Origin of the sequence: Niallia sp. FSL M8-0099, assembly GCF_038006945.1 — a bacterium.
GTDB lineage: Bacteria > Bacillota > Bacilli > Bacillales > Cytobacillaceae > Niallia > Niallia circulans.
Genome location: NZ_JBBOWF010000004.1, coordinates 62449 through 77409, shown reverse-complemented (window position 1 = coordinate 77409; position 14961 = coordinate 62449). Strand labels below are relative to the sequence as shown.

Genomic DNA, 14961 nt, shown 5'->3' with positions numbered 1-14961 from the left:
GTCGGGAGTTCGAATCTCTCCTGGGACGTACCAATTAAGGATTCTGTCATGACTTCGGTCATCGATTCAGAATCCTTTTTTCTATTATCCAAGCATTTTTAAATGTGCTTGAAATAACCTCCAGTTTTAAATGTAACTGAAGGATTTTTATGTACAAGAAGAATAAATTTCACCTAATTAAAAGAAATTACTTCCTGGTCTACTTTTCTTAAAATAAAGTAGATAACGAAATCCTTTGGAACGGAGCATTGACTTTTTTATAATTAGAGGCTTGACTATAACGGAATAAGTTAGAGGTGAATTTAATCTCAAAAAAAAGAGGGTTTAGTCCACCCTCTTTTTCTATTTATACTTTTTTGCGTTCTACTGTTGTATTCATCGTTTGAGATGGCATAACTTCTACTTCATTATTATCGAAGTTTAATTTATTTAGCTTCTCTTCTTCTGATTCGGCGTCATTATCAAGAAGAACAATGTATTTCCCTTCTTGTAACTCTTTTTCATATGGCTCTGTATCAGTATCGGAAAAGAAAGTCTTTAACCGATCTAAAAAAGATGTGGGTTCTACTTCATCAATTCCACTTGCAGTGTCTACATTAGTCTCTTGCTCGATTAATGCAGTTTGTTCACTTCTTGTAATAACGGAAATATGATTTGGTGAATACCCTTTAGAGAGTAGTTCCTCAATAGCATTTACTGTAGCTTCAGGAGAATCATATATACCTACAATACTTTTTGTCATATACCTATTCCTCCTTTAAACAATTAATTCTTGCATATAGTATATATTCCCACTTATGAAAAGAATAAACGGTAAATATCTTTGGCAAAAAATATTCCTTTTTATTATTGTTGACAAGTTAGTTTTTCAAATGGAAAGAAAATACTTCTATCTTATTTTAGAATAATGATGGAGAAATATCCTTTATTAAATCCTTTTATAAGCTCTTTATTAGTTATCTTTTTTAACAAACAATGTAAGAGTTGAAAAGATATAGCTCTTTCCTATTTAAGTGTTTGTTCGCGCTTAATTTCCAATCCCTTCAGGATACAAATTTCCAGGAAAGAGGATGATGAAATTACCTGCAAAGGTATAAAGAGAAATAAAATAGGTAATAATGGAAGTAAGAAAAATAATGTTCAGAAAATCACGTAAATTACTTGAAAACGCTTACTATTATTGTGTATAATAGATTTAAGTTAAATAAACAAGAAATGAAATAATGTGAATAGATGAACATTAATATAAAAAATGTAGAAGGAGATATGCACCATGATTCTCAAGGAATTAGGAAGAAGTAGGCTTATAGTCATTAACTATTATAAGAATGGATTATTAGAAACAATTAAAGGACAGGTTCAGAAGTTAAATCTCATCGATCAAACGATTGATTTAAAAGATGACAAAGAAAATACGTATCAAATCCGCTTATCGTGGATTCAAGATATTTGTGCTGTATCTTAATTTACCCCACTAATGCAATCGCTTTCTTCGGGAACGATTGCATTTCTTTTTTTAGGGAGAAGGTTCCATAATGAAAATACCATGTTAGATTTTTTAACACTTTTCTTTAAAAGAAAGAATTATTTTATTATAATGAGCACCATAGGAAAATGAAAATGTAAGAAAGTAGATATATTTTCAGTAAAAAAAGAATTTTAAAAAATTTTTTGAACGATTAAAAAGTACAGGCATTCTTTATAGACCAATAATGTAAGCGTTTCCTGATTAGTGGATTGTTGTTTAAATAATCAAATAATTCTCAAAAATGGTGTTGACTCTTGTTTAAATTCAGCGTAAGATAACCTCAATAAATGAAAAACACAAGATGTTTAACTTGTAAAAACATCCAAAAGACAACATGACAAACTGACTTTGTTTAACATAGTAAATATAGTAATTCGATGAAGAGGATAAGTAGTTTTCTATTTGGATTCCAAAGAGAGCCGGTGGTTGGTGTAAATCGGTGAACCAATAGTTAATGAACTCACCTCAGAGTGTTAGCTTGAAAGGTCTCCCTATTAGAGCTAACCGAGTGTTTCCACTCGTTATCAAAAGAGAACGAACCGTTCATAAAGTGCATACACTTATCCGTTAGTGTATGAATGAGGGTGGTACCGTGGAAAGGAAATGCCTTTTCACCCCTTTGTTTACTAAAAAACCATTAGTAATCATTGGAGGTGGGAAGGTTTTTTTATTAGCAAAGCCTTTCTTGGTAGTATTTATGTAAAGTAGTAAGAAGTAAAAGGAAAGTATTTTAGGGAGGTTATACAAATGTTACAGGAGACTGCCTTTGAAAATACAAAGGCCCAAGTGAAACCGTTAACTGGTGCTGATCTCTTATTGCAGGCTTTGGAGAAAGAAAATGTAGAATTTATTTTCGGATACCCAGGGGGAGCTGTCTTACCAATTTATGATAGGATCTACGATTCGAAAATATTTCATGTTCTACCTAGACATGAGCAAGGCGGTATTCATGCAGCAGAAGGGTATGCGAGAATTTCCGGTAAACCAGGAGTAGTCATTGCGACATCAGGTCCAGGGGCAACTAATATTGTAACAGGGCTTGCCGATGCGATGATGGATTCATTACCGCTAGTTGTCTTTACAGGCCAGGTAGCAACAGGGGTGATTGGTACAGATGCTTTTCAAGAAGCAGACATTTTAGGGATCACTACCCCAATAACAAAATATAATTGTCAGGTTCGTAACCTTGAAGATATTCCACGAATCATTAAAGAGGCGTTCTATATAGCGACAAGTGGAAGACCTGGTCCTGTATTAATTGATATTCCAAAGGATATTGCTGCAACCATTTCGGATGTTCCTGCTGAACAGGATATTGAGCTTCCTGGTTATCAGCCAAAGACACAGCCGAATTACTTGCAGATTCGAAAATTAACTGAAGCTGTAAGTGCTGCAAAAAAACCAGTAATTTTGGCAGGTGCTGGTGTCAATTTTGCAAAAGCGAGTGCAGAATTACTGGAATACGCAGAACAACAACAAATTCCAGTTGTACACACGCTTCTTGGATTAGGCGGTTTCCCAGCTGATAATAAGTTGTTTGTTGGGATGGGAGGAATGCATGGGTGTTATGCCGCTAATATGGCCTTATATGAGGCAGATTTGTTAATCAATGTTGGAGCAAGATTTGATGATCGATTAACAGGAAATCTAGTTCATTTTGCACCAAATGCTATTAAAGCCCATATCGATATTGATCCAGCAGAAATCGGCAAAATTATCCCAACGAAAATTCCAATTGTTGCAGATGCGAAAGAAGCATTAACTATGTTAATAAAGCAAAAAGGCTTGCAATCAGACCATAAAGAATGGTTAGAAAAGATTGAAAATTGGAAAAATGAGTATCCATATTATTACAAAGAATCCGATCTTCTAAAACCGCAGCAAGTATTGGAGATGCTCTTTGAAAAAACAAAAGGGGAAGCGATTGTTACAACAGATGTTGGACAGCATCAGATGTGGGCAGCGCAATACTATCATTTTAAAGAATCCAATCGATGGGTAACATCTGGAGGTTTAGGAACAATGGGATTTGGTCTTCCATCCAGTATTGGAGCGCAATTAGCAGATCCAAAAGCAACAGTGCTTGCAATCAGCGGGGATGGCGGCTTCCAAATGTGCAGTCAAGAGCTTGCCTTAATAAGAGAATTGAATTTGCCAATCAAGATTATTATCTTTAATAATCGGGCATTGGGTATGGTAAGACAGTGGCAAGAAATTTTCTATGAATCTCGTTTTTCACATAGTAAAGAATCTTATCAACCGTCGTTCGTTGCTTTAGCAGAAGCATATGGAATAAAGGGATATCAGATCTCATCAGTTGATGAAGCTGCTAATATTCTAGATGAAGTGTTAGCGATAAGAGAACCCGTATTATTGGATTTCCGTATTGATCCAGATGAGAATGTCTATCCAATGATTGCACCAGGTAAAGGATTACACGAAATGGTAGGGATGAAGCCATGAAGAAAATAATTAGCCTAACTGTTATGAATAAATCTGGTGTGTTAAACCGAATTACTAATCTTTTTTCAAAACGAAACTACAACATTGAAAGTATATCGGTAGGGCATACGGAGCATGAAGGAATTTCAAGGATTACTTGTGTGGTGCATGTTGAGAGTGATGGCATCATTGAACAAATCACAAAACAGCTAAATAAGCAGATTGATATTTTGAAAGTGGTGGATATCACCGATCAAGCAATTGTCCAAAGAGAGCTAGCTTTAATTAAAGTACTTGCAACACCGCAGACAAGGCATGAATTATATTCTGTAATTGAACCATTTAGAGCTTCTGTAATCGATGTAAGTAAAGAAAGTCTCGTTATTCAAATTACAGGAGAATCATCTAAAATTGAAGCTTTTATTGAACTGCTTAGACCATATGGGATTAAAGAATTGGCTAGAACAGGCACAACCGCCTTCCCTCGTGGCTCTCAAAAAATAGCAGCTCATAAAAGTAACTATTCTATCGTTTAATTCTAATATTAAATAAATCTAATTTTACAGACGAAAGGGAGATTAATTATGGCAAAAATGTATTATAACGGAGACGCAAATTTAGGATATTTTAACGGGAAAACAGTTGCAGTGATTGGTTATGGATCACAAGGCCACGCACATGCTCTAAATATGAAGGATAGTGGTGTTTCAGTAATCATCGGGTTAAGAAAAGGGAATTCATGGAATAAAGCAGTGGAAGACGGATTTGACGTATTCCCAGTTGGAGAAGCAACAGCTAAGGCTGATATTGTGATGATTTTGCTTCCAGATGAATTACAAACAAAAGTATATAATGAAGAAATTAAACCTAACTTAACAAATCAAGCTTTAATGTTTGCCCATGGATTTAATATTCATTTTAATCAAATTGTCCCACCAAGTGAGAGTGATGTACTATTAGTTGCTCCTAAAGGTCCAGGTCACCTAGTAAGAAGAACATATGAACAAGAAGCAGGAGTTCCAGCATTATTTGCAATCTATCAAGATGTAACTGGTGAGGCGAGAGAGCTTGCACTTGCTTACGCAAAAGCGATTGGGGCATTACGTGCAGGTGCGCTGGAAACAACGTTCAAAGAAGAAACAGAAACAGATCTTTTTGGTGAACAAGCGGTTTTATGTGGAGGGCTGACAGCACTAGTAAAAGCAGGCTTTGAAACATTAGTAGAAGCTGGATATCAACCAGAATTAGCATATTTTGAATGTTTACATGAGTTGAAATTAATTGTTGACTTGATGTATGAAGATGGAATGGCGGGAATGAGATATTCTATTTCCGATACAGCACAGTGGGGCGATTTTGTAACAGGACCACGTATTGTTACAGATGAGGTGAAAAAAGAAATGAAAGCTGTCCTTACAGATATTCAAGAAGGAAAATTTGCAAAAGGATGGATTCTTGAAAATCAAGCGAATAGACCAGTATTCAACGCAATTAATGATAGAGAGAGCGAGCATCTAATCGAGAAGGTTGGGAAAGAATTGCGTGCAATGATGCCATTTGTTAAAAGCTCGCGAAAGAAAGAAGTGGTTGGTAGTGGCAAAAATTAAGATATTTGATACGACATTGAGAGATGGGGAACAATCTCCCGGCGTAAATTTAAATTTGGCTGAGAAGCTAGTTATTGCTGAACAGTTAGAAAAATTGAATGTAGATATTATAGAGGCAGGCTTTCCTGCTGCCTCTAAAGGTGATTTTCAATCTGTTCAACAAATTTCACGCACTATTAAAAATAGCTCTGTTACTGGTCTAGCAAGAGCAGTAACATCCGATATCGATGCTGCTTGGGAAGCATTAAAAGACGGAGCAGAACCGAGAATTCATATATTTTTAGCAACAAGTCCCATCCATCGGGAATATAAGCTAAAACTTTCGAAAGAGCAAGTGATTGAAAGAGCGGTTTCAGCTGTAAAGTATGCAGCCGAAAGATTCCCAGTTATTCAATGGAGTGCAGAGGATGCATGTCGGACAGAATTGCCTTTTTTAGCAGAAATAATAGAAGAAGTTATTCAAGCAGGAGCGCGGATTATTAATATTCCAGACACAGTAGGCTATATAACACCCAACGAATATGGAGAAGTTTTTCAATATTTAAAAAATAATGTGCCGTCTATTGACAAAGTTTCTCTCTCTACTCATTGTCATGATGATTTAGGGATGGCAACAGCAAACTCATTGGCAGCTATCGAAAATGGGGCAACACAAGTAGAATGTACGATTAATGGTATCGGAGAGCGTGCTGGCAATGCTTCTATGGAGGAAATTGTGGTAGCGCTTCATATTAGAAATGATCATTATCAAGAAAAGACAAGAATTAATTTAAAAGAAATTAGTAGAACAAGCGGACTTGTTAGTGAATTAACCGGTATGCTAGTTCCTGGAAATAAAGCAATTGTTGGTCGCAATGCTTTTGCTCACGAATCTGGTATTCATCAGGATGGTGTTCTTAAGGAGAAAACGACTTATGAAATTATTTCTCCGGAGCTTGTAGGCAATGTAAATAACAATAATATGGTTCTTGGGAAACATTCAGGCAGCCATGCATTCAAAACAAAGCTGAATGAACTAGGGCTGGGAGTGAATGAGGAAGATGTGAAAGATCTTTTTATGGCATTCAAGGATTTAGCAGACCATAAAAAAGAAATTTCTGATGAAGACATTATTGCTATTGTATTAGAGAAAAAGCTGGCTAAAGAAGAGAAATATTATGAGTTAGTGGACGTAAAGGTTCAACATAAAAATGATAATGAAGCAGATGCAACAGTGAAAATTTCCGGTCCGAAAAATGAACTGATTATTCAACATGGCACTGGTTCTGGAAGTGTTGAAGCATTATATAACACATTGGAAATGTCTATATCTGGCCAAGTGCAATTGGAAGATTATCGTATTCAGTCACTGGGTGCTGGCAGAGATGCGTTAGCTCAAGTATTTGTCAGAGTTCAATATGACGAAAAAGAAAGTACTGGAAGAGGTTTAGACCAAGATGTATTAATAGCATCTGCAAAGGCCTATATAAATGCGATTAATAGAGGGATTCTTGCCAAAGAACAATTTCTTGAAAAGGTGTAGGTTTCCGTGGCTAAAACATCAAGGTTTGATATAGGGAGCGAGTAGAAATGAAAAAAAGAATCGCCGTATTGCCAGGTGATGGAATTGGACCTGAAATAGTAGCAGGCGCTATAAAGATTTTGCAAACAATAGAGACATTATTTAGTCATCAGTTTGAAATTACATTCGCAGATATTGGTGGATGCGCGACAGATAAAACAGGTACGCCATTGCCTAATGAGACGATTGCCATTTGTAAAAATAGTGATGCAATTCTTTTAGGGGCAGTAGGGGGACCGAAATGGGATGCGCTTCCTGTTGAAAAACGTCCAGAACAAGGATTATTAAAAATAAGAAAAGAATTGAACTTATTTGCAAATATTCGTCCAACAACCTGTTATGAAAGCTTGGCGGAAGCATCTCCCCTTAAAGCAGATATTATTGAAGGAGTAGATTTGGTTGTTGTCCGCGAATTGACAGGCGGCATCTATTTTGGAAAGCCAAGCGAACGAACGACTATCGATGGGAAACCTGGTGCTGTAGATACACTATTATACAAAAATGAAGAAATCGAGCGAGTTATCGAGAAAGCAATTGAAATTGCTAAAACGCGTTCAAAAAAAGTTACATCTGTTGATAAAGCAAATGTTTTAGAGACTAGTAGAGTATGGCGGGAAATCGCAAGCAAAATAGCGGAAAAATATCCAGATGTTATGCTTGAACATATGCTTGTAGATAATGCAGCAATGCAGCTTGTTCGAAATCCAAAACAATTTGATGTGATTGTCACAGAAAATATGTTTGGCGATATCTTAAGCGATGAAGCATCTGTTTTAACAGGGTCATTAGGAATGCTGGCATCTAGCAGCATGTCAGCAGATGGACCATATCTTTATGAACCGATCCACGGATCTGCTCCAGATATTGCCGGAGAAAATATCGCTAATCCCCTTGCGACAATTTTATCTGTAAGTATGATGCTGCGATTATCTTTTCAAATGGAGAAAGAAGCTGCGATTATAGAAGAGGCGGTAAATAATGTTCTAAATCAAGGTTATAGAACAAGAGATATACTTTCACCGAATTGTAAAATTGTTTCGACAACTGCGATGGTGGAAGCAGTAGAGAAAGAAATTCATCAGCTTGTTAAAGTGACACAAGTTATATAAAAAGGCTGCTGTTATGCTGTGGGATTATGAGTTTGGCTGATAACAAGTTAGCTGAAAAAAATAGAAAACCACCTTGAGAACAGCTCATATTTATGTGAAAACTGCACAACAGGCATATAAAAAAACACAGTTCGTCAAAAGTGGCAGTGATTGGATAAGGGACTAATATTAGAGAGAAATAGAATGTTAAAGGGCTTGTCAAAAGAATACTTTGACAGCCCTTTAATCAACAACAGGGAAAAAATATGGATTGGAGGGTAAAGTAATGGGAAAATCCATTATCGATAAAATTTGGGAAAAACATGTAGTACATAGAGAAGAGGGAAAACCGGATTTATTATATATTGATTTGCATCTTGTCCATGAAGTAACCTCACCACAAGCATTTTCCGGATTAAGAATGAAAAATCGCAAAGTGAGAAGGCCAGACCGAACGTTTGCCACAATGGATCATAATGTGCCAACGATTAACCGTTTTAAGATAGATGACGAAGTTGCCTTAAATCAAATGACGACATTAGAAAAGAACTGTTTAGAATTTGATATCCCATTAGCTGGTCTGCAAAGTCCGGAGCAAGGGATTGTTCATGTGATTGGTCCGGAACTTGGATTAACACAGCCAGGTAAAACAATCGTCTGTGGGGATAGTCATACATCAACACATGGTGCGTTTGGGGCGCTAGCATTTGGAATAGGCACAAGTGAGGTAGAACATGTACTCGCCACGCAAACGTTATGGCAGACAAGACCAAAAACATTAAAAGTAGAGGTCAATGGAAAGCTAGTATTTGGTGTAAATGCGAAAGATGTTATTCTTTATGTGCTTTCTAAGCATGGAGTCAACTTTGGAACTGGTCACGTTATTGAATATACAGGGGAAGTAATTCGCAATTTATCGATGGAAGAAAGAATGACTATATGTAATATGTCTATTGAGGGCGGAGCGCGTGCAGGCTTAATTTGTCCAGATGAAACGACTTTTGCCTATTTAAAAGGTAGAAAACACGCGCCAAAAAATTGGGAGGAAGCAGTACAAGAATGGCGTAATTTAGCTTCAGATGAGGATGCTATTTATGATAAAGTTATCACGATTGATGGCAATGATATTGCGCCAATGGTAAGCTGGGGTACCAATCCATCTATGACTGCTAAAGTAGACGAAAAGATTCCAACAGCAGATTCTTACCAAGAGGAAACGGATCGCCGCGCTTTACATAGTGCCCTTCAATATATGGGTCTAAAAGAAGGAATGGCGATCACCGATATCGAGATACAGCATGTGTTTATTGGTTCTTGTACGAATTCAAGAATAGAAGATTTAAGACAAGCTGCATCGGTGGTTAAAGGACAAAAAGTTTTTCCAGGAGTAAGAGCACTAGTTGTACCAGGTTCACAGCAAGTTAAAAAACAGGCAGAAGCAGAAGGCCTAGATAAACTGTTTGTTGAAGCAGGGTTTGAGTGGCGGGATGCAGGATGCAGTATGTGCTTAAGCATGAATAACGATGTAGTTCCAAGCGGTGAGCATTGTGCTTCCACTTCTAATCGTAATTTTGAGGGAAGACAAGGAGCTGGTGCTAGAACCCATTTAGTCAGTCCCGCAATGGCAGCAGTAGCAGCGTTAAATGGGCGATTTGTTGATATTCGCAAAATGAATGCAGAATTACAAGCAACAGTGTAAAGGAGGAGTCTCTTATGAGTGGTTTTAAGAAGCTTTATGATAAAGCAGTAGCAATGGATCGAGTAAATGTGGATACAGATCAAATTATCCCTAAACAATTTTTGAAGCGTATCGAAAAGACTGGATTTGGTAGATTTGCGTTTTTTGATTGGCGCTATTTGAAAAATGGCGAACCGAATCCTGAATTTGAACTGAATCAACCTGAAAATCAAGGAGCCTCTATTTTAATTGCGAATAAAAACTTTGGATGTGGATCGTCAAGAGAGCATGCACCATGGGCATTGCAGGATTTTGGCTTTTCCGTTGTTATTGCTCCCTCTTTTGCAGATATCTTTTATCAAAACTGTTTGAAAAATGGGATGCTTCCTATTCAATTGCAGACAGACGAAGTAGAATATCTTTTAAAAGCTGCCCAAAGTCAACCCTATTTTCTTGATATAAATCTTGAAGATGAAACGGTAGAGGATGACCAAGGGTTCTCCACATCATTTTCTATTCATCCATATTGGAAAAAAATGTTGATTAACGGCTGGGATGAAATCGAAATCACCCTTCAATATAGTGATAAAATAGCAGAATACGAAAATAAAACCATTTCAAAGTAATCGAATGAAATAGATAGGACCCTTAGGAGATCACATTATTATTTTCTAAGGGTCTTTCCTTTTGCTTTATGGTTATTTGTAGATTGAAAAAATTACTGCAACCACATTATGGAAGAGTCAAGTTGCATCTGAGAGAAAAAAAAGCTACACTAGCAACAAATAGAATATGTATAGGCGGTTAAAAGAATGAAGAAACGGGAGCAGGAAAAAAAGGATAACGTTGTTTTTTTTCCCGATTTAGATAAACGGTTATTGCAAAAAGGACTAGATGCAATTCAAGAAAAGCAATTCAAAGAGGCTATTTTATTTTTAGAAGAAGCAAAAGAGCGAAATCCATTTCATCGTGACATAAACATTGGACTCATTCTCGCTTACTATGAATTAGGATTGTTGGAACAGGCAAAACATCTAGCGAAAGAAACACTGAAACAAGATGACGGGGACTATATTCATGTACTTGAATTGTATATTATGATTCTGGTCCAGTTACATGAATATGAAGAAATAGTTACTACGATTGAAGGTTTGTTAGAAGAACACCAAATCCCAGCAAATAAAATAGAGCATTTCTCTAAAATGCTTTTATTTAGTAGAAAAATGGCTGAGTCTGCATCCCAGTCGCAAACAGATGATTATCGAGAAGAGGAATCTGAAGACATAAATAATAGCTTAATGAACTTAGGTGATCCACAGGAAGAAATGCTGCAAATAGCTAAAATGTCCAGCCAAAATATTCGTGCATATATAGAAGAAGTAAAGCAGTATCTTCTTGATATGGAGAAAAATCCTTTTTTAAAAACGATGCTAATCAATATTTTAAGAGAGCAAGAATATGAAAAAGAAATAGAAATTCAGAAGTTTGACCGAAAGATTGTCATACAACCAACAGCACTAAAGGATATGAAGGAACAGGAACAATATAAGAAAATTATTACTATTCTTGTTGATTATGTGGAAAGTAATAACCCTATTTTATTTGAAAATATTAAAATGTTAATTGATCGACAAATGTTTTTACTTTACCCATTTGCACTAGAAGAATACAAGGATGAAACATGGGCTGCGGCTTATCATGCAGTTGTAAACCAATATTTTGGCCAAGAGGATGAGGAAGAAATATTTGTATTATATGAACTAGATGAGACTGAATTTGAACAAGCAAAAACGTTTATTTATCAGTTGGAGCAAATTTCTTATCCTAATATTTAGGCAAGGATGTTGAAACAACTAGAACCTATGATATAATGTAATGGTTGCATTTAGAAAATGCGAAGATGCATATTTCTTACTAGATAACTTTTTTCCCATTAGGAGGTTCTTTCTGTTTCGATAGAAATAGTAGCCAAACAAGAATAAAGAAGTTAATCTATACATTAGTAGAAGTAATGAAAAAGTAGAATAGATTGTTGGAGGGAATTTATAGTATGTCAGCTAAATGGGAAGTTTTAGAAGGGAACCGCGGTGTTCTTACAATTGAATTAGATGCAGAAAAACTAAACGAAGGTTTAGATTTAGCATTTAAAAAAGTAGTTAAGCAAGTAAACATTCCAGGTTTCCGTAAAGGTAGAATTCCACGTGGAATGTTTGAACAACGCTTTGGTGTGGAGTCTTTATACCAAGATGCAATTGATATTCTTTTACCAGAAGCTTATGCAAATGCAATTGATGAAACTGGAATCGAGCCAGTTGATCGTCCTGAAATCGATGTAGAACAAATCGAAAAAGGAAAATCTTTAATTTTCAAAGCAACTGTTACTGTTAAACCTGAAGTAACATTAGGTGAATACAAAGGGTTAGAAGTACCTGCTGTAGAAACAACAGTTACAGATGAAGAAGTAGAAGCAGAAATTAAAGCATTGCAAGAAAAACAAGCTGAATTAGTAGTAAAAGAAGAAGGAACTGCTGAATTAGGAGATACAGTTGTTATCGACTTCGAAGGATTCCAAGATGGAGTTGCTTTTGAAGGTGGAACTGCTGAGAACTTCTCATTAGAACTTGGTTCAGGTCAATTTATCCCTGGATTTGAAGAAAAATTAGTGGGAGTTGCAACTGGTGAATCAACTGAAGTTGAAGTTACATTCCCTGAAGAATACCATGCTGAAGATTTAGCTGGTAAGCCTGCTACATTTAAAGTAACGGTTCACGAAATCAAAGGGAAAGAACTTCCTGAATTAGATGATGAATTTGCTAAAGATGTAGATGAAGAAGCAGAAACATTAGCTGAATTAAAAGAAAAAATTAAAACTCGTTTAGAAAATGATAAAAAACATCAAGCAGAGCACACAGTTCGTGATACAGTTGTAGAAAAAGCTTCTGAAAATGCGAAAATGGATATTCCATCAGCAATGATTGATACAGAAATTGACCGCATGATGAGTGAATTTGAACAACGTTTACAAATGCAAGGGATGAATCTTGAGCTATACTTCCAATTCTCAGGACAAGATGAAGCAGCACTTAAAGATCAAATGAAAGAAGACGCTGAGAAGCGTGTTCGTTCAAACTTAACACTTGAAGCAATCGTCGCTGCAGAAAACATCGAAGTAACAGAAGAAGAAGTGAATGCTGAACTTGAAAATATGTCTCAAATGTACAATATGCCAGTAGATGCTATTAAACAAGCACTAGGCGGCGTTGAAAACTTACAAATGGACATAAAAATGAGAAAAGCAATCGATTTCCTTGTAGAAAACAGTAAAACTGTTGCATAATAGAAGTAAGTAAAAAACTAAGGCGCGACTATTTCGTGCCTTAGTTTTATATTAGTGTTAAATAACATATAATATGGGTAACTATAAAATAAGTTACTCTAACCGTACAGGAGAATACAATCAAATAAGAGATAATTTTCCAGATTTAAAGAAGCGAAATCTGGTTATGATTAAAGAAGTATATCCATTTTACCGTTATTGGATGATAGAGAACTGCAAATCCGAGTTGTATTATTTCCTGTACATTACTATCATGTGATACAATTCAATACATAACTGTTGAAAAAAGTAAAATTTGTTTCTGAACAAATAATAATCCGTAACGGTAAAAATATACAAAAAGAAGTTTTAAGGGGTGAAGGCATGTTTAAATTTAATGACGAAAAGGGCCAGCTAAAATGTTCATTCTGCGGAAAGACACAGGATCAAGTTCGTAAATTAGTTGCTGGACCTGGTGTATACATTTGTGACGAATGTATAGAACTATGTACAGAAATCGTAGAAGAAGAATTAGGGACAGAAGAAGAAGTAGAATTTAAAGATGTACCAAAGCCAGCAGAAATTCGCGATATTCTTAACGAATATGTAATTGGACAGGATCAAGCGAAAAAGGCTCTTTCTGTTGCAGTGTATAATCATTACAAACGTATTAACTCAAATAGTAAAATTGATGATGTAGAATTATCAAAAAGTAATATTGCGTTAATCGGACCAACTGGTAGCGGTAAAACACTTCTTGCCCAAACATTGGCAAGAATATTAAATGTACCATTTGCTATTGCAGATGCAACTAGTCTAACAGAAGCTGGATATGTAGGAGAAGATGTCGAGAATATTCTTTTGAAATTAATCCAGTCTGCAGATTATGATGTAGAAAAAGCAGAAAAGGGTATTATTTATATCGACGAAATTGATAAAGTAGCACGTAAATCTGAAAATCCTTCTATTACACGTGATGTTTCCGGTGAAGGGGTTCAGCAAGCGTTATTAAAAATTCTAGAGGGTACCGTAGCAAGTGTTCCACCCCAAGGTGGCAGAAAGCATCCTCATCAAGAATTCATTCAAATTGACACAACGAATATTCTCTTTATTTGTGGTGGAGCATTTGATGGCATTGAACCAATCATTAAAAGACGCCTAGGTCAAAAAGTAATTGGATTTGGTTCTGATGGTAAACAAGCTGAAATAGAAGATAAAGATTTATTATCTAAAGTACTTCCAGAAGATTTATTACGTTTTGGGTTAATACCTGAATTTATTGGGCGTCTTCCAGTTATTGCTAGTCTTGGTCAATTAGACGAAGAAGCATTAATGGAAATATTAACAAAACCAAAAAATGCATTAGTAAAACAATTTAAGAAAATGATGGAATTAGATGATGTCGAATTAGAATTTGAAGAAGAAGCACTGAAAGAAATTGCAAAAAAAGCAATTGAAAGAAAAACAGGTGCACGCGGATTACGTTCTATTATCGAAGGCATTATGTTGGATGTAATGTTTGACCTGCCTTCAAGAGAAGACATTGTTAAATGCGTCATTACGAAAGAAACAGTAACGGATAATGCTTCACCTAAGCTTGTTCTAGAAGATGGAACAGTGGTGGATAAAGAAACAAAAACTTCAGCTTAACAACAGTTACAAGAAAGAATCAATGATATCTATCATTGGTTCTTTTTTTTGGTGAAAGTTGAAGGATGCAACAATTCCTCCAAGATCATAC

12 protein-coding genes and 1 other annotated feature are annotated in these 14961 nt (G+C 35.9%); of the genes, 11 read left to right on the top strand and 1 reads right to left on the bottom strand.

Translation table 11 applies throughout. The annotated features are described in order from the left end of the window. Positions 1-346 precede the first annotated feature (346 nt). Positions 347-742 carry a general stress protein gene (locus NSQ92_RS25810; RefSeq protein ID WP_047943552.1) on the bottom strand — a complete coding sequence of 132 codons (396 nt, stop codon included), beginning with the start codon at positions 740-742 and terminating at the stop codon, positions 347-349. A gap of 531 nt (positions 743-1273) precedes the next feature. Between NSQ92_RS25810 and NSQ92_RS25805 the strand changes: the two genes are divergently transcribed. The 11 genes from NSQ92_RS25805 (at position 1274) to clpX (ending at position 14870) form a co-directional block, all read left to right on the top strand. Beyond that, entirely contained in the window at positions 1274-1465 is a 192-nt protein-coding gene (locus NSQ92_RS25805) for a YolD-like family protein (RefSeq protein ID WP_047943553.1), read from the top strand. Between the two features lie 431 nt (positions 1466-1896). After that, positions 1897-2150 (top strand) — a binding site (T-box leader). A 125-nt stretch (positions 2151-2275) separates the two neighbouring features. Next, on the top strand, positions 2276-3991 hold the full coding sequence (gene ilvB / locus NSQ92_RS25800; protein ID WP_095258065.1) for an acetolactate synthase large subunit: 1716 nt from the start codon (positions 2276-2278) through the stop codon (positions 3989-3991). Beyond that, on the top strand, positions 3988-4506 hold the full coding sequence (gene ilvN / locus NSQ92_RS25795; protein WP_047943555.1) for an acetolactate synthase small subunit: 519 nt from the start codon (positions 3988-3990) through the stop codon (positions 4504-4506). Before ilvB ends, ilvN begins: the two co-directional genes overlap by 4 nt. Positions 4507-4554: 48 nt before the next feature. After that, a complete protein-coding gene (gene ilvC, locus NSQ92_RS25790) occupies positions 4555-5577 on the top strand; it encodes a ketol-acid reductoisomerase (protein ID WP_061798688.1) in 1023 nt (340 codons plus the stop codon). Continuing rightward, positions 5564-7099: a 2-isopropylmalate synthase gene (locus NSQ92_RS25785; RefSeq protein WP_047943557.1), complete on the top strand. Its 1536-nt coding sequence runs from the start codon at positions 5564-5566 to the stop codon at positions 7097-7099. Before ilvC ends, NSQ92_RS25785 begins: the two co-directional genes overlap by 14 nt. A 47-nt stretch (positions 7100-7146) precedes the next feature. Then, on the top strand, positions 7147-8247 hold the full coding sequence (gene leuB / locus NSQ92_RS25780; RefSeq protein ID WP_341153327.1) for a 3-isopropylmalate dehydrogenase: 1101 nt from the start codon (positions 7147-7149) through the stop codon (positions 8245-8247). Positions 8248-8512: 265 nt separating this feature from the next. Continuing rightward, a complete protein-coding gene (leuC, locus tag NSQ92_RS25775; protein WP_341153326.1) occupies positions 8513-9925 on the top strand; it encodes a 3-isopropylmalate dehydratase large subunit in 1413 nt (470 codons plus the stop codon). Between the two features lie 14 nt (positions 9926-9939). Next, complete coding sequence (leuD, locus tag NSQ92_RS25770) at positions 9940-10530, top strand: 3-isopropylmalate dehydratase small subunit (RefSeq protein WP_047943560.1); 591 nt, start codon at positions 9940-9942, stop codon at positions 10528-10530. 186 nt (positions 10531-10716) lie between these two features. Beyond that, positions 10717-11739 carry a tetratricopeptide repeat protein gene (locus tag NSQ92_RS25765; protein WP_047943561.1) on the top strand — a complete coding sequence of 341 codons (1023 nt, stop codon included), beginning with the start codon at positions 10717-10719 and terminating at the stop codon, positions 11737-11739. A gap of 215 nt (positions 11740-11954) precedes the next feature. After that, on the top strand, positions 11955-13241 hold the full coding sequence (tig, locus tag NSQ92_RS25760; RefSeq protein ID WP_047943562.1) for a trigger factor: 1287 nt from the start codon (positions 11955-11957) through the stop codon (positions 13239-13241). 363 nt (positions 13242-13604) lie between these two features. Then, on the top strand, positions 13605-14870 hold the full coding sequence (clpX, locus tag NSQ92_RS25755; RefSeq protein WP_047943563.1) for an ATP-dependent protease ATP-binding subunit ClpX: 1266 nt from the start codon (positions 13605-13607) through the stop codon (positions 14868-14870). The last annotated feature ends 91 nt before the right edge of the window (positions 14871-14961 follow it).

Bases quoted from the DNA above. Each gene is read 5' to 3' on its own strand.
- leuD (WP_047943560.1), top strand. From the start codon at position 9,940: ATGAGTGGTTTTAAGAAGCTTTATGATAAAGCAGTAGCAATGGATCGA.
- NSQ92_RS25765 (WP_047943561.1), top strand. From the start codon at position 10,717: ATGAAGAAACGGGAGCAGGAAAAAAAGGATAACGTTGTTTTTTTTCCC.
- leuB (WP_341153327.1), top strand. From the start codon at position 7,147: ATGAAAAAAAGAATCGCCGTATTGCCAGGTGATGGAATTGGACCTGAA.
- clpX (WP_047943563.1), top strand. From the start codon at position 13,605: ATGTTTAAATTTAATGACGAAAAGGGCCAGCTAAAATGTTCATTCTGC.
- leuC (WP_341153326.1), top strand. From the start codon at position 8,513: ATGGGAAAATCCATTATCGATAAAATTTGGGAAAAACATGTAGTACAT.
- ilvN (WP_047943555.1), top strand. From the start codon at position 3,988: ATGAAGAAAATAATTAGCCTAACTGTTATGAATAAATCTGGTGTGTTA.
- NSQ92_RS25805 (WP_047943553.1), top strand. From the start codon at position 1,274: ATGATTCTCAAGGAATTAGGAAGAAGTAGGCTTATAGTCATTAACTAT.
- tig (WP_047943562.1), top strand. From the start codon at position 11,955: ATGTCAGCTAAATGGGAAGTTTTAGAAGGGAACCGCGGTGTTCTTACA.
- NSQ92_RS25810 (WP_047943552.1), bottom strand. From the start codon at position 742: ATGACAAAAAGTATTGTAGGTATATATGATTCTCCTGAAGCTACAGTA.
- ilvB (WP_095258065.1), top strand. From the start codon at position 2,276: ATGTTACAGGAGACTGCCTTTGAAAATACAAAGGCCCAAGTGAAACCG.
- ilvC (WP_061798688.1), top strand. From the start codon at position 4,555: ATGGCAAAAATGTATTATAACGGAGACGCAAATTTAGGATATTTTAAC.